Origin of the sequence: Novosphingobium sp. (genome assembly GCF_031424035.1) — a bacterium.
GTDB lineage: Bacteria > Pseudomonadota > Alphaproteobacteria > Sphingomonadales > Sphingomonadaceae > Novosphingobium.
In genome coordinates this window covers 1-19,180 of sequence record NZ_JANPGP010000051.1, presented here as the reverse complement: position 1 = coordinate 19,180, position 19,180 = coordinate 1, and the positions used below count along the sequence as shown (strand labels likewise).

17 protein-coding genes, 1 tRNA gene and 1 pseudogene are annotated in these 19,180 nt (G+C 61.9%); 7 read left to right on the top strand and 12 right to left on the bottom strand.

What is annotated here, in order from left to right; all coding sequences use genetic code 11:
- The 4 genes from tig to sppA form a co-directional block, all read right to left on the bottom strand.
- The coding region (gene tig, locus RMO89_RS07930) for a trigger factor (protein WP_310532352.1) at positions 1 to 1,284 on the bottom strand (1,284 nt) is incomplete at its 3' end.
- A gap of 74 nt (positions 1,285 to 1,358) precedes the next feature.
- Positions 1,359 to 1,443, bottom strand: a tRNA-Leu gene (locus RMO89_RS07925).
- A 91-nt stretch (positions 1,444 to 1,534) separates the two neighbouring features.
- A complete protein-coding gene (locus tag RMO89_RS07920; protein WP_310532350.1) occupies positions 1,535 to 2,095 on the bottom strand; it encodes a MarR family winged helix-turn-helix transcriptional regulator in 561 nt (186 codons plus the stop codon).
- Between the two features lie 148 nt (positions 2,096 to 2,243).
- Positions 2,244 to 4,130: a signal peptide peptidase SppA gene (gene sppA / locus RMO89_RS07915; RefSeq protein WP_310532348.1), complete on the bottom strand. Its 1,887-nt coding sequence runs from the start codon at positions 4,128 to 4,130 to the stop codon at positions 2,244 to 2,246.
- Between the two features lie 483 nt (positions 4,131 to 4,613).
- On the opposite strand from sppA, the gene RMO89_RS07910 reads away from it, so the two are divergent.
- From RMO89_RS07910 to RMO89_RS07885, 6 genes are all read left to right on the top strand, one after another.
- Positions 4,614 to 5,630 carry an aspartate carbamoyltransferase catalytic subunit gene (locus RMO89_RS07910; protein WP_310532354.1) on the top strand — a complete coding sequence of 339 codons (1,017 nt, stop codon included), beginning with the start codon at positions 4,614 to 4,616 and terminating at the stop codon, positions 5,628 to 5,630.
- Positions 5,627 to 6,856: a dihydroorotase gene (locus RMO89_RS07905; protein ID WP_310532347.1), complete on the top strand. Its 1,230-nt coding sequence runs from the start codon at positions 5,627 to 5,629 to the stop codon at positions 6,854 to 6,856. Before RMO89_RS07910 ends, RMO89_RS07905 begins: the two co-directional genes overlap by 4 nt.
- 323 nt (positions 6,857 to 7,179) lie before the next feature.
- Entirely contained in the window at positions 7,180 to 7,518 is a 339-nt protein-coding gene (locus tag RMO89_RS07900; RefSeq protein ID WP_264415199.1) for a P-II family nitrogen regulator, read from the top strand.
- Between the two features lie 68 nt (positions 7,519 to 7,586).
- Entirely contained in the window at positions 7,587 to 8,996 is a 1,410-nt protein-coding gene (gene glnA, locus RMO89_RS07895; RefSeq protein WP_310532345.1) for a type I glutamate--ammonia ligase, read from the top strand.
- Between the two features lie 142 nt (positions 8,997 to 9,138).
- Positions 9,139 to 9,609: a type II toxin-antitoxin system antitoxin SocA domain-containing protein gene (locus RMO89_RS07890; RefSeq protein WP_310532344.1), complete on the top strand. Its 471-nt coding sequence runs from the start codon at positions 9,139 to 9,141 to the stop codon at positions 9,607 to 9,609.
- Positions 9,590 to 9,976 carry a hypothetical protein gene (locus RMO89_RS07885; protein ID WP_310532343.1) on the top strand — a complete coding sequence of 129 codons (387 nt, stop codon included), beginning with the start codon at positions 9,590 to 9,592 and terminating at the stop codon, positions 9,974 to 9,976. The genes RMO89_RS07890 and RMO89_RS07885 overlap by 20 nt, the downstream gene beginning before the upstream one ends.
- Before the next feature lie 12 nt (positions 9,977 to 9,988).
- On the opposite strand, the gene RMO89_RS07880 is transcribed toward RMO89_RS07885, so the two are convergent.
- From RMO89_RS07880 to RMO89_RS07865, 4 genes are all read right to left on the bottom strand, one after another.
- Complete coding sequence (locus RMO89_RS07880; protein ID WP_310532341.1) at positions 9,989 to 10,969, bottom strand: P63C domain-containing protein; 981 nt, start codon at positions 10,967 to 10,969, stop codon at positions 9,989 to 9,991.
- Complete coding sequence (locus RMO89_RS07875) at positions 10,962 to 11,891, bottom strand: IS1595 family transposase (protein ID WP_310532340.1); 930 nt, start codon at positions 11,889 to 11,891, stop codon at positions 10,962 to 10,964. The genes RMO89_RS07880 and RMO89_RS07875 overlap by 8 nt, the downstream gene beginning before the upstream one ends.
- Positions 11,892 to 12,175: 284 nt before the next feature.
- On the bottom strand, positions 12,176 to 14,497 hold the full coding sequence (locus RMO89_RS07870) for a bifunctional diguanylate cyclase/phosphodiesterase (protein ID WP_310532339.1): 2,322 nt from the start codon (positions 14,495 to 14,497) through the stop codon (positions 12,176 to 12,178).
- Between the two features lie 103 nt (positions 14,498 to 14,600).
- Positions 14,601 to 15,455 (bottom strand): arginyltransferase, encoded by an 855-nt coding sequence (locus RMO89_RS07865; RefSeq protein ID WP_310532337.1) that lies wholly within the window; start codon positions 15,453 to 15,455, stop codon positions 14,601 to 14,603.
- Positions 15,456 to 15,658: 203 nt separating this feature from the next.
- Here RMO89_RS07865 and RMO89_RS07860 point away from each other — a divergent pair, with 203 nt between their 5' ends.
- A complete protein-coding gene (locus RMO89_RS07860) occupies positions 15,659 to 16,351 on the top strand; it encodes a spermidine synthase (RefSeq protein WP_310532336.1) in 693 nt (230 codons plus the stop codon).
- An 85-nt stretch (positions 16,352 to 16,436) separates the two neighbouring features.
- Here RMO89_RS07860 and RMO89_RS07855 read toward each other — a convergent pair whose 3' ends face one another.
- The 4 genes and pseudogenes from RMO89_RS07855 to RMO89_RS07840 form a co-directional block, all read right to left on the bottom strand.
- Positions 16,437 to 17,282 carry a TauD/TfdA family dioxygenase gene (locus RMO89_RS07855; protein ID WP_310532334.1) on the bottom strand — a complete coding sequence of 282 codons (846 nt, stop codon included), beginning with the start codon at positions 17,280 to 17,282 and terminating at the stop codon, positions 16,437 to 16,439.
- A 92-nt stretch (positions 17,283 to 17,374) separates the two neighbouring features.
- A complete protein-coding gene (locus RMO89_RS07850) occupies positions 17,375 to 17,953 on the bottom strand; it encodes a TetR/AcrR family transcriptional regulator (protein ID WP_310532333.1) in 579 nt (192 codons plus the stop codon).
- An 85-nt stretch (positions 17,954 to 18,038) separates the two neighbouring features.
- Positions 18,039 to 18,353 carry a DUF6481 family protein gene (locus tag RMO89_RS07845; protein WP_310532332.1) on the bottom strand — a complete coding sequence of 105 codons (315 nt, stop codon included), beginning with the start codon at positions 18,351 to 18,353 and terminating at the stop codon, positions 18,039 to 18,041.
- Positions 18,354 to 18,537: 184 nt separating this feature from the next.
- A pseudogene (locus RMO89_RS07840) lies at positions 18,538 to 19,180 on the bottom strand (elongation factor 4); the annotation flags it as partial.

Here is a 19,180-nt window from a genome sequence, read left to right as displayed (position 1 = left end):
GCGTTCGGTGACTTCGGCCTTGTCGAACAGGAAGTCGACGACCTTGTCCTCATAGAGCGGCGCGCGCAGCTGGGCGGCGGCGAGCGGTTCGTTCTGGAGGTATTCGGCGAAACGCTGGCGATCTTCGGGGCGGTACTGCTGCGCCGCCTGCTGGACCAACATGTTCATTTCCTGCGCGGAGACTTCGACACCGTTCGACTGGCCGATTTCCGACAGCAGCAGGCCAAGGCGTACGCGGCGCACGGCGATATTGCGGTAATCGTCCTTCTCGGCCTCGATTTCCTTCATCGCGGCTTCAGGATCGGGCTCGTTCTGCGCTTCCTGAGTCAGCTGCGCCCAGATCTGCTCAAACTCGGCTTCGACCATCGAGGGCGGCACATCGAATTCGTGATCGGCGGCGAGGATGTCGAGCAGCTGGCGCTTCATCTGGGTGCGGGTCAGACCGGCAGTTTCCTGCTCCAGCTGGCCGCGCATCAGGTTCTGCAGCAGTTCGAGGCTTTCCAGGCCAAGGCTCTTGGCGAATTCATCGTCGATCTTGGTTTCGCCGGCGACCTTCACCGACTTCACGGTGACGTCGAACAGGGCTTCCTTGCCCTTGAGGTTTTCTGCCGGGTAATCAGCCGGGAAAGTCACGGTGATCGTGCGCTCTTCGCCTTCCTTGACGCCCATCAGCTGCTCTTCGAAGCCGGGGATGAAGCGGCCTGCGCCGAGTTCGATAGCGGCGTCCTGAGCGGCGCCACCTTCGAATTCCACGCCGTCCAGCTTGCCGGTGAAATCGACGATGATCTGGTCGCCGCCTTCGGCCTTCTTGCCCTTCTTGGCGTCGACAAAGCTCTTGGCGCCGGCAGCAATGCCCTTGACCGCTTCCTCAACCTGATCGTCCGAAACCGGCACGACCAGCTTTTCCAGCTTCAGTCCGTCCAGGCTGGGCGCGGCGATGGTCGGCAGAACTTCGAGCGCGACGGTGAGGACGGCGTCCTTGCCTTCTTCATAGCCATCGCCAAGCGCGACGTCGGGCTGCATCGCGGGGCGCAGACGGTTGTCAGCCACCAGCTTGTCCATCGCTTCGCGAATCGAATTGTTGAGCGCTTCCTGATGGATCTGCGGCCCGTGCATCTTCTTCACGAGGTTGGCGGGCACCTTGCCGGGGCGGAAGCCGGGCATGCGCACCTGCGGAGCGATCTTGGTGATTTCACCTTCAACACGCTCAGCAATCGACTTGGCGGGGATGGTAATCGTGAAAGCCCGCTTCAAGCCTTCGTTCGTGGTCTCGACAATCTGCATTTCAGTTCAAGCCTTCTTTGCACAATCTGCTGCCCAAATTGCAGCCGGGCCGCGTCTTTCCGATCGTGGCGAACTGGTGCGGGCGAAGGGACTCGAACCCCCACATCTTTCGATACTGGTACCTAAAACCAGCGCGTCTACCAATTCCGCCACGCCCGCATACCAAGACGAAGCCAAAATTCAGGCGCTGGCCCTTAGAGAGTCATGCGGGAAAGGGCAAGCAGGGGTTCTTCCCTGCCCGTCGGAACCGTCAGCGGAGGATCTTTTCGGTAAAGCGCGCTGGCTTCTTCCGCCGCTGCTCACGTTCACGCCGATCTTCGTCCTCGCAAATTCTGCTGATGGCGACGATGGCCTTTTTCGTCAGTCCTACCCACTTGACGCGCCGATCGTGCAGGTCATCCACCCGATTAACCAGCCCAAGATTTTCGAGCATAATGATATTGCGGTAAGCCGTCGCGTGCGGAGCATCCGAGGCGAAGCTGGCAGCCTTCATCGAGACTGTCCGGCATTCGTGAAACGCAATATAAAGTTCAAGCAAGATGTCCCAGGCCGGCTCGCCAAAAAGCTCATGCGCCAGATGCTGTTTCCTGTAGCGCCTGGCCTCATAAGCGCGCTTGGCCCAATCGAGGTTGCGAGAACCGCCAAGTATTGCCGGACGAACGCCAGTTCCTGCTTCAGGCGGGGGTGGCTGGGGGAGGGAGGCCAAGTACTCGTTCGCCTGACGAAGCGTCTCGACAACAAGGTCCTGCAGGGCATGCAAAAACTCTGCATGCGATTGTGCTGGTCCTGCCTTCTGTTCCCTATCTTCCATCTTTCGACTCCAAGGCGCCGAATCACACCTCGTTTCCGAATATTTATGTAGTTTTCCACAGGGGGTGCAACCAAAATTTAACCATTTTTCAGAGTGGTAACGGTTGATACGACCTTTGCCATTGCTTCATGACTTCAGTGAAACGCTCTCAAGGGGCCAATACTTTAGCAAGCCAGCCCAATTTTATCGGCGAACGGTTTAATGCCACCGGTTGCGCCGGACATTCAAGGCAATAGACCTGCGCGCCGGGGGCGGAGAGCAGGCGCTGGGCATCGGTCATGACCTGCGCCACAAGCGATTGCTGGCGCTGGGCGATCATGGCGAACAGATCACCCTGCGGCGGCGCGGCGTCGTCGTCATCCTTTTCGCCGCCCATCAGCAGCGCTTCGAGGAGCGATCCCGCCACCTTTTCCTTCGCGCCAAGGTAGAGCGGGTGCCAATCGCCCTCGCCCAGTTTGGCCTGCTTGGCGGCAAAGGCCAGCGCATCATCCAGTCCGCCGAACTCGTCGACAAGCCCAATCTGCCGCGCCGTGCCGCCGTCCCACACGCGGCCTTGGGCGATGCCGTCGATCTGCTCGGGCGTCTTGCCGCGCGCCTTGGCGACGAGGCCGACGAAGCGCTGGTAGCCGCGCTCGATGTTGGCCTGAAGCATCCCGTCAAGTTCGGGCGTAAAGCCGCCGAGCACGTCCGGCTGACCCGACAGCGGGGTCGAGCGCACGCCATCAGCGGTGACGCCATATTGCGCCAGCGCCTTTTCAAAGCTGGGCAGCACGGCGAAAATGCCGATCGAGCCGGTCACTGTGGCGGGTTCGGCAAAGATGCGGCTGCCGGTGGTCGAAACCCAGTAGCCGCCGCTCGCCGCGACATTGCCCATGGAGACGACAACCGGAATGCCGCGCGCCTTGTGGCGTTCGATGGCCTGGCGGATGCGCTCAGAACCGGTGACCGTGCCGCCCGGCGAATCGACCCGCACGACCAGCGCGGCGATGTCCTTGGTCTCGCTCGAATCGAGCAGTTCGGCGATGCGGTCGCCGCCGGCAGTGCCGGGGCCGGCCTTGCCGTCAACAATGTCGCCGGCAATCGTGATGACGCCGATGGCCTTGCCGGGCGTCTCCACCGGCTGCGCGGCAAGGTAGGCCTTAAGGCCGGAATGGGCGAAAGTGCCGGGGCGCGGATCGTAGGTGTCCTTGCCGACCAGTTCGGCGACGCGGTTGCCGAAAGCGACCTTGTCGCCGATGCGGTCGATCAGGCCTGCCGCCTTCGCCGCTTCCGCCCCGTCACCGCCCGAGGCGCGATACCACGCCGCCGGGTCCTTGATCGCAAGGTCAAGATTGGCCTTGGGCCGCGCCTTTTTCACATCGGCCTGCCACTGGTCGAACACCGAACCGACCACTGCCGTGCGCGCGGCGCGGGCCTCGGGCGACATGTCCTTCCTAAGATAGGGTTCGACGAAATCCTTGTAGGTGCCAACGCGATAGACGTGCGGCGTTACCTTGAAGCGTTCGAACAGCCCCGCATAATAGAGGTTGTGGCCGCCCGGCCCCATGATGAAAGCGCCGCCGAGCGGATCGACCCATGCCTCGGTCGCGTGCGCCGCCAGCATCACGCCATCGTCGGCATAGCCGAAAGCGTGGACCAGCACCGGCTTCTTCGCCGCCTTCACGCGGTCAAGCGCCGCGCCGACGTCCATCATCGTTACCAGACCGCCGCCGGTGAAGCGCGACAGATCGAGCACCACGGCCTTGACGTCTTCGTCCTTCGCCGCCGCATCGAGCGCGCGCACCACGTCGCGGGTGCGGTACTGCTTGGCCGGCAGGCTGCCCGAAGTCAGCACCGCCCAGGGATCGACCGCCTCGGGCTCCTCAACGATCGAGCCATCGAGCTTGAGCAGCAGCGCGCCTTCGCGCACCTGACTGGCGGTCGGCCGGCTCGACAGCACGGCATAGAGCGCGATGAAGAACAGCAGCAGGAACAACAACGCCAGGCCATCCTTGATCGCGACGAGGACGTGCCAGAGCTTGCGTGCGAAAATCATGAGGGAAGTTCCTTCGATGCCCGGCGATGATGGACGGGACTTGCAGTAAGATAAGGTGGCCCAAGGGTTTGGCAATCAGGCAGATTGCAAGCCTCACGCTCTACCCTCACCCCACCCCATCGGCACCCTGAACTCGTTTCAGGGTCCATTTCGCCGCCAAGCCCGGAGCGTCGTGAAGGGGGGTAACGGCTCCGTAGTGCACCATTCCACGCTCCGGGTGTGCGGCACGATGGATGCTGAAACGAGTTCAGCATGACGAGCTTGATGGGATTTCCACCAATCCCACCTTTACGGTTGGCCAAATCCAACTTATGAATCCCGATCATGGACGACCTGCTTAGAGAAATCGAGGATTTCTGCCGCCTTCATGGCCTTTCGGAGACGCGATTCGGGGAGCTCGCGCTGCGCGACAAGCCATTCGTTTCGCAGCTGAGACAGGGGCGCGACCTGCGCGCCAGCACGGCGGACAAGCTGCGCCAGTTCATGCGCGAATACGGTGCGAACCCCGCCGCCCATGCCTCGCGTTACCCCACAGGCAGCCTCGCCTTCCCGCACCGGCACCTGCTGGGCCTGGCAGGCCTTGCCCCGCACGAATTACTGTTCCTGCTCGACGAGGCGGAGCAGTGGGTTGATCTCAACCGCCAGCCGGAAAAGCGCGTTTCGGTGCTGCGCGGACTGACCATCATCAACGCCTTTTTCGAAAACTCCACCCGGACGCTGCTGTCGTTCGAACTCGCCGGAAAGCGGCTGGGCGCGGACGTGGTCAACATGTCCGTCGCCACCTCCAGCGTGAAGAAGGGCGAGACGCTGATCGACACGGCGCTGACGCTCAACGCCATGCGCGCCGATGCCATGGTGATCCGCCACGGATCGTCAGGCGCGGTGCGGCTGATTGCCGACAAGGTCGATTGCCCGGTGCTCAACGCCGGTGACGGCCAGCACGAACATCCGACGCAGGGGCTGCTGGATGCCCTGACCATCCGCCGCGCGCTGCGCACCCGGGGTCGCGAGGAATTCAACGGCCTGAAAGTGACGATCTGCGGCGATATCCTGCACAGCCGCGTCGCCCGCTCGAACATCCATTGCCTGACCACGCTCGGCGCTGATGTGCGCGTCTGCGCCCCACCGGCGCTGATGCCCGAGGGGATCGAGCAGTTGAAGGTCACCAAGTTCCACGATTTCGATGCCGCATTGGAAGGCGCCGAAGTGGTGATGATGCTGCGGCTGCAGAACGAACGGATGCAGGGCAGCTTCATCCCCTCCCCCCGCGAATATCGCCACCTCTACGGACTGACTCTGGAGCGGCTGAAACTGGCCGCGCCTGATGCGCTGATCATGCACCCGGGGCCGATGAACCGGGGGGTCGAGATTGATTCGAATGTCGCCGACCTGCCCGAACGCTCGCTGATCACCACGCAGGTGGAAATGGGCGTAGCCATGCGCATGACCTGCCTTGAGGTGCTGACCCGCAAGGCGCGCGGCATGGAGGGTTGGGCATGATCTCCTCGGCTCTCACCATCACCAATGCCACGATCCTAACCCCGCAGGGCCCGGTGAAGGGCGCGCTGCGCACCGAAGCTGACCGCATCGCCGCCATCGGCCCGGAAGTCACCGCGCAGGACGGCGACCGGACGCACGATGCCAAGGGCAAACTGCTCGCCCCCGGTCTCGTCGATCTGGGCGTCTTCGCCATCGACAAGCCGGCCTTCCACTTCGGCGGCATCACCCGCGCTGCACTGATGCCTGACCAGAACCCGCCGCTCGATCATCCGGCGCGGGTGCGGTTCGCGGCAAGCTCGGGCAAGCCTGACCTCTGGGTCCACCCCCTCGCCGCCGCGACGCGCGGGCTGGAAGGCAGCGATCTCGCCGAACTGGCGCTGATGCGCGACGCGGGCGCCCGCGCCGTGAGCACCGGGCGGCGCTGGATCGCTGACAGCGGCACCATGCTACGCTTGCTGCGCTATTGCGCGATGCTGGGACTCGTCGTCGTCAGCCACGGCGAGGACAGCGGCATTTCAGGCAGCGCCGTGGCGACCGCTGGCGAGATGGCGACCCGGCTCGGCTTGCCGTCCGCCCCGGCCGAGGCCGAGGCGCTGGCCGTTGCCCGCGACATTGCGCTCGCCGAAATGTCGGGCGCGCGGCTGCACATCCGGCAAGTCACCACCCGCGCATCGCTGGCACTGGTCCGGGCGGCCAAGGCCCGCGGCGTGAATGTCACCGCCGGTGTCACGCCCGCGCACTTCATGCTCTCCGACATCGCGATGAGCGACTTCCGCACCTTCGCCCGCCTCTCCCCGCCGCTGCGCTGCGAGGACGACCGCCGCGCGGTGATCGAGGCGGTGGGCGACGGCACGATCGACGTCATCGCATCCGGCCACGACCCGCGCGGGCCGGAGGACAAGCGCCTGCCCTTCGCCGATGCCGAACCCGGCATGGCAGGTGCGGAAACGCTGCTGCCGCTGACGCTGACGCTGGTGCGCGACGGCGTGATCGACCTTGGCCGCGCGTTCGAACTGCTGGCCGCCAATCCGGCCGCGCTGCTCGGCGTTGAGGCCGGACGGCTGGAAGTGGGCATGGAAGCCGACTTCGCGGTGATCGATGCTGACCGGCCGTGGATCGTCGACAGCGACAAGATGGCGGCGGCGGCGGGCAATACGCCGTTCGACCGCCAGCCGGTCCAGGGGCGTTGTCTGGCGCTGTTCAAGGGTGGAATGGCGGTCGGGTAAGCACCCAGATCCTCTCCATTTTCACGCAATGCAAATGGGGGGATTGAGAATCGTATGCCCAAAATTTAATCACCCCTGCCCACAATTTAGGCAAAGCCATCCTCCCGCCCCCGGCAAGTCCGTTTCACCGGAAACCGGCGCGGGACAAGATTCTTGCGATTCCCCCTCTTTCGCGCCGAACGCGGTTCGCCTAGGGCGTTTGCAGCGCTCTGGCACGATTCTTGATACGGGATTCGCGTAGAGCTGATTGGGTTGTCCGGGCCGTCATTGCGGTACCGGCCTTGCGCGCAGCGGCTTAAAAGCCACTCGAATTAGGGGGCCACGTGAAAAAGATTGAAGCCATCATCAAGCCGTTCAAGCTCGACGAGGTAAAGGAAGCGCTGCACGAGGTTGGCGTTTCGGGAATCACCGTGACCGAGGCAAAGGGCTTTGGCCGCCAGAAGGGTCACACCGAACTCTATCGCGGCGCCGAATATGTCGTCGATTTCCTGCCCAAGGTGAAGCTTGAGGTTGTCGTGCCTGACAGCCTTGCCGACCGCACGGTGGAAGCCATTGCCAACGCCGCCCAGACGGGCCGCATCGGCGACGGCAAGATCTTTGTCATCCCGGTCGAAAAGGCCGTCCGCATCCGCACTGGCGAGCGCGACGACGACGCGATCTGACACCGAACACCACGATTACAACCCATACCCTCACCCGGCGGCGGGCGGGGACTTAAGAAGGACGAAAAATGGCCAAGGCAAAGGACATCATCAAGCAGATCGCAGACGACGAGATCGAATGGGTCGATCTGCGTTTCACCGATCCCAAGGGCAAGTGGCAGCACCTCACCATGGTCGCCGCGCTGCTCGGTGAAAGCGAACTCGAAGACGGCCTGATGTTCGACGGTTCGTCGATCGAAGGCTGGAAGGCGATCAACGAGAGCGACATGATCCTCATGCCGGATCTGGATTCGATCTACATCGATCCCTTCAGCGCCACGCCGATGATGATCATCAACTGCGACATCGTAGAGCCTTCGACCGGTGAACTCTATGCCCGCGACCCGCGTTCGACCGCCAAGCGCGCCGAAGCCTATGTTGTCTCCTCGGGCGTGGGTGACACGGTTTACGTCGGCCCCGAAGCTGAATTCTTCATGTTCGACGACGTCCGTTTCTATGACGGCTACGACGGCAACGGCTTCAAGATCGACGATATCGAACTGCCGACCAATTCGGACACCAAGTACGAAGCCGGCAACCTGGCGCACCGTCCGCGTGCCAAGGGCGGCTACTTCCCCGTCGCTCCGGTCGACTCCTGCGTCGACATTCGCGGCGAGATGGTTTCGACCATGATCGAAATGGGCCTGCCCTGCGACAAGCACCACCACGAAGTGGCCTCGGCGCAGCACGAACTCGGCCTGACCTTCGGCACGCTGGTCCAGACCGCTGACCGCATGCAGGTCTACAAGTACGTCGTCCATCAGGTCGCTCAGGCCTATGGCAAGACCGCGACGTTCATGCCCAAGCCGATCATGACGGACAACGGTTCGGGGATGCACACGCACATCTCGATCTGGAAGGAAGGCAAGCCGCTGTTCGCCGGTAACGGTTATGCGGGTCTTTCGGACATGTGCCTGTACTTCATCGGCGGCGTCATCAAGCATGCCAAGGCGCTCAACGCCTTCACCAACCCGACCACCAACAGCTACAAGCGCCTGGTTCCGGGTTACGAAGCCCCCGTGCTGCTCGCCTATTCGGCCCGCAACCGTTCGGCTTCGTGCCGCATTCCTTACGGCACCGGTGACAAGGCAAAGCGCGTGGAATTCCGTTTCCCCGACGCGATGGCCAACCCCTACCTGTGCTATTCGGCGCTGCTGATGGCCGGTCTCGACGGGATCAAGAACAAGATCCACCCGGGCGAAGCCATGGACAAGAACCTCTACGATCTGCCGCCGGCCGAACTCGCCGAAGTGCCGACCGTCTGCGCTTCGCTGCGTGAAGCACTGGAATGCCTTGAAGCGGACAACGAATTCCTGCTGCAGGGCGGCGTGTTCACCAAGGACCAGATCGATGCCTACATCGAAATGAAGTGGCCGGAAGTGATGCGCTGGGAAACCACGCCCGCTGCCTGCGAATTCGACATGTACTACAGCTGGTAATCACCGGCTGCGATAAAAGGGAGGGCGTCCGGAGCGATCCGGGCGCCCTTTTTTTTGGGATCTATATACCTAGCTAGCCAAAGAAAATGGACGCCGCTTGATGCCGCTTGCTAGATGGCCCATATAGGGAACGGAGACAGCCATGCCTTACAGCGCCGCTAAGATTGCAAATCAAATGTTGGGCCTCGCGCGTGACAAGGGGGAGGAAATCACCCCCTTGAAGCTGCTCAAGCTCGTCTACATTGCCCATGGCTGGTCATTCCCATATTTGCACGAGCCTCTGCTGGCTGAACCGGCACAAGCTTGGCAGTATGGGCCAGTTGTGCCGTCGCTATATCGTGCCGTCTCTAAATTCCGGGCTGGGCCGATAACCGAGTTTGTGCCCGACACCGACCCTCAAGCATTGTCGGAACCGGCAATTGCTCTAATTCAGAGCGTCTATGAAACGTATTCCGGTTACTCTGGAACGCAGCTTTCCAACATGACGCATATGCCGAATACGCCATGGTCAGAAGCCTGGAACTCGCACGGCAAGAACGCGATCATTCCTAATGATCGCATTGCGGCGCATTACCAGAACTTGTTGGAAACTCGTGGCCAACCCGCCGCATGAACTTCCTCGCCCAAGGGGCGATGAGTTAGACGAAGGGGCCGACGCCATCGCGGAGGCGGCTGCATTTGCTGGCGGCGTTGACCTATCGAGCCGCACCGAACTCAACAAGATCAAGCGGCTGTTAAGACAAGATGCGTTGGATGGTCATTTGCACCGAATCCTAGTCATCGGGCTTTATCTTTTCGCATTGTGCGCCGCGCTTATGTTCGGCAGTCTGATTTGGAGCCTAGCGTTTCCAGACTATGCAATGTTGAACGCCGAGCAATCGGTAACTCTGCAAAAATTCCTTTTCAGCGGAGCCGTGGGTTCGGCGGTGACTGCTGCCGCACAGAAGGTTTCTGGCGGTAAGGAAGCCGAGAAGGGCTGAGGCAGAGAGCCGTCAATCGATTATCCGGTTCATTTCATCGAACAGGTAAGGCGCTACGGTGATGCTTTTCTGACGTCGGGCTATCTGTTTGAAATGGTCGATGTCCTTGCACATTTCCATAATTCCTTCCACGCGCCCAATCTGGCGGGTGAGGATCGTTCTACCCTCATCAGTTAGCCACTGGTGGAAGCGAGCCTTACGCTTGCCCTCATCGGTGATATTCAGTTTATCAAGCTCAGCCTTCACATACCCATGCTCGATGGGGTCATAGACGTATTTGTTGATGAACCGTCCGTAGTATTGAGGGCGGGAGCGAGGCGTTGTCGGGGCGTTATCATAAAGCCGGTCCAACTCCGCAAAGAACGAGTCAGGGAAGGTATGAATCCATTTTTGCAGCCCCTCTGCGATGTATTTTTCAAGAAGCAGCCTGAGGGCGTCATGCCCACGATCACGCTGATAGCCCGTAGCCTCATCGACCAGTGCGACAATTCCGACACGGGCAAGAGCGCGAACCAAGACGTCCGCTTGCTTAGCCACATGCAATTGAGCCGGCACCAATGCGTCGGCGTCTCGTGCCTCAAGATAAACCTCGCACACTTGCGGGAGTAGTTCAGCCCGGTATCCAAAAGCCATCTTGCCGCTGGGCAGAATAAATTCGATCTGACTTGACGTCACATACAAATCATTGGGAATGAACGGTTTTAGGTTCTTTGCAGTCAAGAAAGCGGGCAAGTTGACGTCAGCATCATAGAAGCCGCGCCCCTTGGCCTGTCGTGCGCGGCCCAGCGCTCTCATCATGTCGCTTTGTGTCAGCAGGCGAGTGCCATCCTCTAAGACTGCACAGCCAATTTCGGCATCACCGAGGGCAAGCGTCCCAGCATAACGAGCGACAGGAAGTCCCGGCTTGGGCTTTGGCCCAACCGGGGTTAGCGCCTTGGCAACTGCGTCAAAGCTTGCGTTGATTGGCTCGATGACCTTCTTGTCGTCAGACATTGATAAGACCCTTGTAGGTGAGGCGCTTGCCGATCATCCGGCCAATCGTTGCGTCAATGAAGCCCATCGTGCCAGCTTCCTTGGTATTCTGGCGGAATGCAAATTCGTTGACGTAGCGATGAAGGTGCTTGGGGGACATGTAGTGGTAGATACCATAGTGGCCACGCTTGAGCAGCGCCCAGAAGCTTTCGATGCCGTTGGTGTGGTCCTTTCCGATCACATACTGGCCAAGGGAGTGATTTACGCGAACATGGCTATAGCCTTCCTTGGCAAGCCCGATGTAGCCGCCGTGCTGGTCGGTCACGACAGTAGCCCCAGCGGCGGCATTGTCGCGGACAAATGCCTTGAGGGTGATGCCAGTGTTGTTGGCAATGGGGTGGGCGCGAACTTGCTTGTCTTCGTCCATCATGCCGACAACAGGAACCTTGCCGACAGTGCCGCGACCGGCGCGCAGCTTCTTGTTGAAGTGCTTGTTCTTCTCGGTGCCGCCAACGTAGGTTTCGTCAACTTGGACCTTCCCGTCCATGCCATCATCGGAGTTACCAAGCCAAGTTTCGCGGATGCGCTGGGCAAGGAACCAAGCTGACTTTTGCGTGATGCCAAGTTCGCGGGCCATCTGCGTGGAGGGGATGCCCTTGCGCGCTGTAGTCATCATGTAGATCGCCATAAGCCACTTGTGCAGCGGCAAGCGGCTTTCGGCCAGAACGGTGCCAGTGCGAACGCTGAAGTGCTGGCGGCAGTCGCGGCAGCGGTAAGGCATGGGCTTCATGCTCTTGACCGGCGCAACCGAGACGCTGCCGCAATGGGGGCAGGAGACTTCGCCGTTCCAACGGTTGCGCTCGAAATAGAGCCGCGCAGCTTCCTCATTCGGGAAGCGCTCGAAGAACTGGTAGAAGCTGATGGTTTCGGGCTTGTCGGTCATAAAACCTAACTAGCCAGAGTTTTTTACCGATGCAAGCGCAAAGTTTGGCTAGCTAGGTATATAGGTCCCTTTTTTTTGGGGTTTGTGGAACAGCGCCAGCCATTTGATCCAACGTCATGCTGAACTTGTTTCAGCATCCATTTGGCCTCATCGCTCGATGTCATCGGGGATGCAATACAGCGCCGTTACTCTCGCTTTCTTGATCCGCGCCCGTGGCACGATGGATGCTGAAACAAGTTCAGCATGACGAAAAATCTTGAGCCCCCCCTCAACGCCCAGCGTTACTAACCCACCGCCAACCGCAGCACCGTCTCCGGCGGCTTCGGCAGCAAGGCCAGCGCCTTGGCCAGCGGCACGGCGCGTGAATGCAGGTGGCCCTGCACCAGCTCGCAACCGGCGGCTTCGACCAGTTGCTGCTGGAACAGCGTCTCCACGCCTTCGGCCACCACCTTCATCCGCAGCGTGCGGCCAAGGCTGACGATGGTCTTGAGGATCGCCTGACCATCAAGGTCCGCCTCGATCCCCTGAACGAAGGTGCGATCGATCTTGAGCGAATCGAACTGGAACAACCGCAAATAGGCGAGCGAGGAGAAGCCGGTGCCGAAATCGTCGAGCGCGATGCGGAAGCCCATGTCGCGGATTTCGCTGAGCACTCCCAGCACGCGGTCGGAGTTTTCCAACAGGACGCCCTCGGTGATCTCGAAGACGATAGCGTGTGGATCGACGCCGGTTTCCTCGACCAAAGCGTGGAGCCGGGTCATGAAATCGTGCGTCGCGAGTTGCAGCGGTGACAGGTTGATCGAAACCTCGCGGCCACGGAACTGCGCGCAGTCCTCGAACACGCGGCGCATGACCCATTCGCCGAGCGCCGGCATCAGCCCGCAATGTTCGGCCAGCGGCACGAAAGTACCTGGAGAAATCTCGCCCCGGTCCTCGTGGAACCAGCGCACCAATGCCTCGAAACTCACCACTCGGCGGCCGGCAACGTGGACAATCGGCTGGTAATGGACTTCCAACCCCCAGTCGCCGTTCGAAGTGCACATATTGCAGGTGCTGGAGCAGGTCAGCGCGCGGCGCAGCTCGGCCTCCAGATCCTTGCGCCAGCGGATCGAGGCATTCATGTCCTCGGTGAAATAGCGATAGCGGCCGCGCCCGCGCTGCTTGGCGCGGAACAGGGCGATGTCAGCCAGCCGCAGCAGCTTTTCGTGCGTGTCGGCCTGTTCGGGCGCCCAGGCAATGCCGCAACTTGCGGTGACCGGCACACTGGTATCGTGAATGTCGAAGCGTTCGGCAAAGGCCGCGAGCACCCGTTCGCCCAGCTTCTTCGCCTCCTCGATCCCGGCCGGGCCGCGGTGGACGATGACGAATTCGTCGCTCGCCAGCCGCGCCAGCACGTCGCCTGGCATCAGTTCGGCCTTGAGGTTGGCGACGGCCGCGATCAGCACGGCGTCACCGGCCGGATGGCCCATCGCCTCGTTGATCGCCTTGAAGTGATCGAGGTCGATATAGGCCAGGAACACCGCGTCCCCATCACTCACCCGGGCCAGCTGTTCATCGATATGCCGCATCATCAGGCGGCGGTTGGGCAGGCCGAGCATGGGATCGAGCATGGCGTCCTGCTTGGCCTCGGCCTCGCGCTGGGCCGATTCGCGCGCCATCCGCAGCGCCTGCCGGACGATTACCGTGCCCGCGCCCAGGATCAGGATATAGAACGCCAGATAGGCGATGAGCAGCGGCATGGTGCGGTCCGAAATGATGGCGCCGACATCGTTGGGCTTCCACGCCAGCCAACCGAGCGACTGGCCAGTGGGCGAATGCAATTCGATGGCATTGCCGCTGCCCGGCTGCTGGCGTTGCAAGCCGAAATCCTCAAGCAGCAGCCCCTCACCGACATGGCGCAGATAGGCCGGATCAAGCGAGCGCACAGCGACCAGCGCGTTCGGACGGCGCTTCAGCATGGCATAATCGGTATCGGGAATGATCGAGGCTGTCGTCACGATCGCCGTACGCCCGCCGACATCGTCCAGCGCGCCTGACCAGCGGGTCAGCGGCTTGCCATCAGCGGCAATCGGCCACTGGGCATCGGGCAGCGGGCGGAAGCGCACCGGATCGCCGATCACCCGGGCATTGGTGTTCATGATATTGAGAGCGGCGCGCACCTTGGGCGCAAGCGCGGAAAATTCATCGCCTTTTGCGGGCAGGCCCCGGTTCCATGCACGCAGCATCTTGCCTTCGGGCGACACCAGATAGAGCTGTTCGATCTGAAGGTTGGCCCAGAGGAAATCGCCGAAATAGCTATCTGCCCAGCCTTGATCGATCGGTACGCCCGCCCTTCCCGTCGCCCGGAAGGCATCGTCCCAGGTCAGCTGGATTTTCATCGTTTCGGTCAGGGCCTGGACCGCGCGGTCAATCTGCGTTTCGACCGTGGCCTGTTCGCGGCGGCGCACTTCCCAGTCAGCAACGTCGGTCGCCCGCATGAAACTGCCGTACAGCGCGAAGGAAAAGGTGACCAGCGCCCCCACCGCGATCAGCAACAGGCTGCGCAAGGCAGGGTGCAATCCCGTGAGATTGCGGATCGGGACAAACAAGCGGGTGACCACGGCCATGTTGCAAATGTTGCACGGCAGTCACGAAAAACTTGTTAACTGGATCGCGGGGAAATCACGCCGCCTGAAAATCAGGGCTCGGGAAGTTCAGTCGCCAGAGCGTTCACGCATCGACGCGGTATTGTTCCTGATCGCCGTGAGCGCCGTCCTTGGTCTCACCGTCGAGCGGCTTCGCCTCGCCCCGCTGCAGCGCGGCGGCATCGGCGATCAGCGCGTCCTGTTCGGCATCCGACAAGCGGTGCCAGCCATCGCGGGTAAGTCGCTCCATCGGGCGGTAACGCACCTTGTAGGCCATGCGCGGCGAACCTTCGACCCAGTAGCCGAGGTAGACATAAGGCAGGCCGCCCTGAACTGCGCGGCGGATGTGATCGAGGATGATGAAATTCCCCAGCCCTGCCCGCTCGGCATATTCGGGATCATAGAACGAATAGATCATCGACAGGCCATCACCCTGCCTGTCGGTCAGGCAAGCGCCAACCAGCCGCCCGGGCCTGCCATCGATCGAGGCTTCGCGGTATTCGATCACGGTGCTGGTGACCGGGGTATGTTCGATCATGTCAGCGAAATCGACTTCGTCCATCGCCGCCATGCCACCGCCGGGGTGCCGCGCGGCAAGGTAATCGCGCAGCAGCTCGTACTGTTCCGAGGTAGACCACGGCCGGCATTCGGTGATCACCAGATCGGCGTTGCGCTTCAGGTTGCGACGCTGCGTGGCCGAGGGGCGGAATTCATTGGCGAGCACCCGCACCGAAACGCAGGCGCTGCAATCGAGGCATGACGGGCGGTAGGCCACCGTCTGGCTGCGGCGAAAGCCGATCCGGCTGAGCGCATCGTTCAGCGCATCGGCATGCGGACCGCGCAGTTCGGTGAACACCTTGCGCTCGCTCTTGCCCGGCAGATAGGGGCACGGGCTCGGGCTCGTCACGAAGAACCGGGGAAAGCGAACTGGAGCCGTCACGCGCCTTGGAAATCCTGTGCCTCGCCCTGCCGCGCCCCATGCGCAGCTGCCGTTGGACCTTGTATGCCTGCACGTACCCAAGAGTAAAAGGGCCTTAACCATCAATCAGGGTTAAACTGGTGTGAATCTCGCTTTCAGGGAATTCCCCTATTCACTGGCGAATCGCTTGGCATGGCAAGCGCCCAGCCGCTATGCGCGGGGCCATGATCGCACGCGAACACCTGGGCACGGCCCGCATCCCCGGCGGGGACGAGCTCAAGCTCTATCGCCACGACCGCGATTTCATGATCGTGCTGGGTCACAACGAATTGATGTCCACGCGCAAAAGTGGGTCCGAAGTGGCGCTGGCGACCATGCCGATCGAGCGGCTGAAAGGCCGCAAGGGCCTGCGCCTGCTGATCGGCGGCTATGGCATGGGCTTTACACTCCGCGCCGCGCTGGAAAAACTGGGGCCGGATGCGCGCATCACCGTCGCCGAACTGGTCCCCGGCATCATCGACTGGGCGCGCGGACCGATGGCCGAGGTTGCCGCCGGCTGCCTTGACGATCCTCGTGTGACGCTCGTCATGGAAGACGTAGCCGATACCATCCTCACCGCTGCCGCCGGCGGCATCCCGCGCTTTGACGCGATCCTGCTCGATGTCGACAACGGCCCCGATGGACTGGTGCGCGAGGCCAATGACCGGATCTATTCCGCCAAGGGCCTGCGCCAGACCAAGAACGCCCTCACCACTGGCGGTATCCTCGCCATATGGTCCGCCGCGCCGGATACGGTGTTCAGCAACCGCCTGACCAAGAACGGCTATGTCGTTGACGAACAAAAGGTCGCGGCGCGCAGCAATGGCAAGGGGCCCAAACACGTGATCTGGTTTGCCGTGCCGGGCGCGGGCGCCTAGCCACGCAAAAGGCGCGCCTGCTCCACCAGCAAGCGCGCCTCATGCAATGCCCCGGGGGACTGGGCCCGCGGCCATCGCAAACTGTCTAGCTGAACTCTTCCTCGCCCAGCAGGATCGTGCGCTTCAGCAAGCGGCCGCAGTCCGGGTCATAGGGCATGGCGCGGTGGAGCGTGCCGGTGTTGTCCCACATCACGGAGTCGCCCACCTCCCATTCGTGCGCGTAGTGATACGGCTCGCTGGTGGCGTGCTCACGCAGGCCATGAAGCGTGCGGGCGCTTTCCTCAAAGTCCTGCCCGACAACATTGCGCGCGGTATTGCCGAGAACGAGGCTCTTGCGCCCGTTCCTGTGCGTCCAGACGAGCGGCAGTTCCTGCGTGCCCTTCGACTGCCAGTCGAGCAATTGCTCCATGCTGGGTTCGGGCGTGTGATACAGCTGCGAAACCCACATGGCGTGGACGACGCGCAAGTGATCGATCTTGTCCTTCACCTCTTGCGACAGGTCATCATAGGCGGCGTAGCAATTGGCGAACTCGGTATTGCCGCCCCAGGTGGGCAGAACCTTGCTCGTCAGGATCGAGCCGCGCACCGGCACCGGGTTCATCGTGCCATCGACATGCCAGAACAGCGATCCTTTCAGGTATTCGATCACCGACCTGTGGTGCTCTCCCGCATCAAGGCTGATCGAGAAGATCGCCCCGCCATCGACGCCAATCTCGGTGGCATTGCCGCCGAGCTGGTTGGTGAAAACGATCTGCTCATCCTCGGTGAAGTGCAATTGCTTGAACACCAGCACGCCGCGCGCTTCGAGCAGGTCGTTGATCTCGGCGGAGAGCGCGCCCGAAAGCAGCTCTTCCTTGGTGTTCAGCACGCGCGCGCCGATCTTTTCCTTGATGATCTCGTAGCGCAGCTTGGTGGTGGTCATGACGTTCATCGCAGGCTCTCCCGGTGGCCCTTGTGGGGGCTGACTGAACATGTGTTCAGCAGGAGAAATAGCGCGCGCGCCGGCCAGCGCCTTGATTCAGATCAAGCGAGACTGCGCTGGCGTTTCAGCCATTCCTCGAACCAGATGATCGCCTCGTTATTGCCTTTGCCCGCGCCAACGGCGGCTTCCATCACCAGGCTGCGGCCCAGCGCAGAGATCACCGAGACGAGCACCACGGGCGGCAGTTCCTTTGCCCGTTCGCCGAGCGCCCGCTCCACGGCTTCCACCTGAAGCGCCTGGGTCTGCCCGGAATGTTCAGCGATGGCTGCCTTCAACGGTTCGCGGTGCGCCGCCATCGCCATGAATTCAATGGTCAGCGCCGTGCGCGTCGTGTCGATGGTATAGTGCCACAGCGCCAGCAGCGGATCGGGATCGGCCAGCGCCTTGGCCAGCTCCTCGTTCGCCCATTCGGCCGAGCGGCGATAGACCGCGATCAGCAGGTCATCGGTAGTCGGGAAGTAATAGTGGACAAGGCTGGGCTTCAGCCCCGCGCGCGCCGCAACCCGGCGGGTGGACGCCGCGGCATAGCCCTCTTCGACGAGAACCTGCTCGGTCGCCTCAAGTATCGCCGTGCGCGTCAGCGAATTTTCCGCCCCGACCCTTCGCCGTGGTGCCGTCATGTAACCCGCCCCCTATGCGGCGTTGAGGGTTAGGCGAGTGCGCCGCGCGGTGCAAGCTGCGGGAATGCCGGCGCGCTTTCACCCCTTACTTCTTCCTGTTCTTCCGCGCGGCATACTTCGCGTCACGCGCAGCCTTGAGCTCTTCCTCGGTCGGCTTGGCGACTTCCGGCACCATCGCGGCGGCCTTTTTCTCGGCCTTGGCCTGCTCGATCGCGGCCTTCTTGGCGGCGCGCTTTTCGGCTTCGGCGGCTTCCTTGGCTTCGCGAGCGGCCTTGCGGCGGGCGACTTCGGCCTCGTCGACGGGGGCCTTCTTGGCGGCGAGGAGCTTCAGGGCCTTTTCGCGGGCCTGCTGGGCCAGCGCGGTGCGGTCCTGGAAGCTGGGGTCTTTGTAGGATGCCATTGTGAGTCAGGCCTTTCGTGCACTGCTATAGGGGGTAACTGCCGATTTGGCGAATGGTGGGTTTTTTATTTGCTGGGTCCCGGCCTGCGCCGGGAAGACGGGTTGGTGGAGAGTTACCCCTCCGTCAGCGCTGCGCGCTGCCGCCTCCCCATTTGTGCTGCGCAAAAATGGGGAGGGTCCTGGTTTACTCCTCGCCCATTCTCAGGGCGGCGATGAAGGCTTCTTGCGGGATGGAGACGTTGCCGTATTCGCGCATCCGCGCCTTGCCCTTCTTCTGCTTGTCGAGCAGCTTTTTCTTGCGGCTGATGTCGCCGCCATAGCACTTTGCCGTGACGTCCTTGCGCATGGCCGCGATGGTTTCGCGGGCGATGACCTTGCCGCCGATCGCGGCCTGGACCGGGATCTTGAACAGGTGGCGGGGGATCAGGTCTTTCAGGCGTTCGCACATGTGGCGGCCGCGGCTCTCGGCGACGTTGCGGTGGACGATCATCGACAGCGCGTCGACCGGTTCGTTGTTGACGAGGATACCCATCTTGACGAGGTCACCTTCACGCAGGCCGATCTGTTCGTAATCGAAGCTGGCATAGCCGCGGCTGATGCTTTTCAGGCGGTCGTAGAAATCGAACACGACTTCGTTGAGCGGCAGTTCGTAGCTGACTTGGGCGCGGCCGCCCACATAGGTCAGGCCGGTCTGCACGCCGCGCCGGTCCTGGCAGAGCTTGAGGATCGAGCCGAGGTATTCGTCGGGCGTGTAGATCACCGCCTTGATCCACGGCTCCTCGATCGTTTCGATCCGGCTGGGATCGGGATAGTCGGCCGGGTTGTGC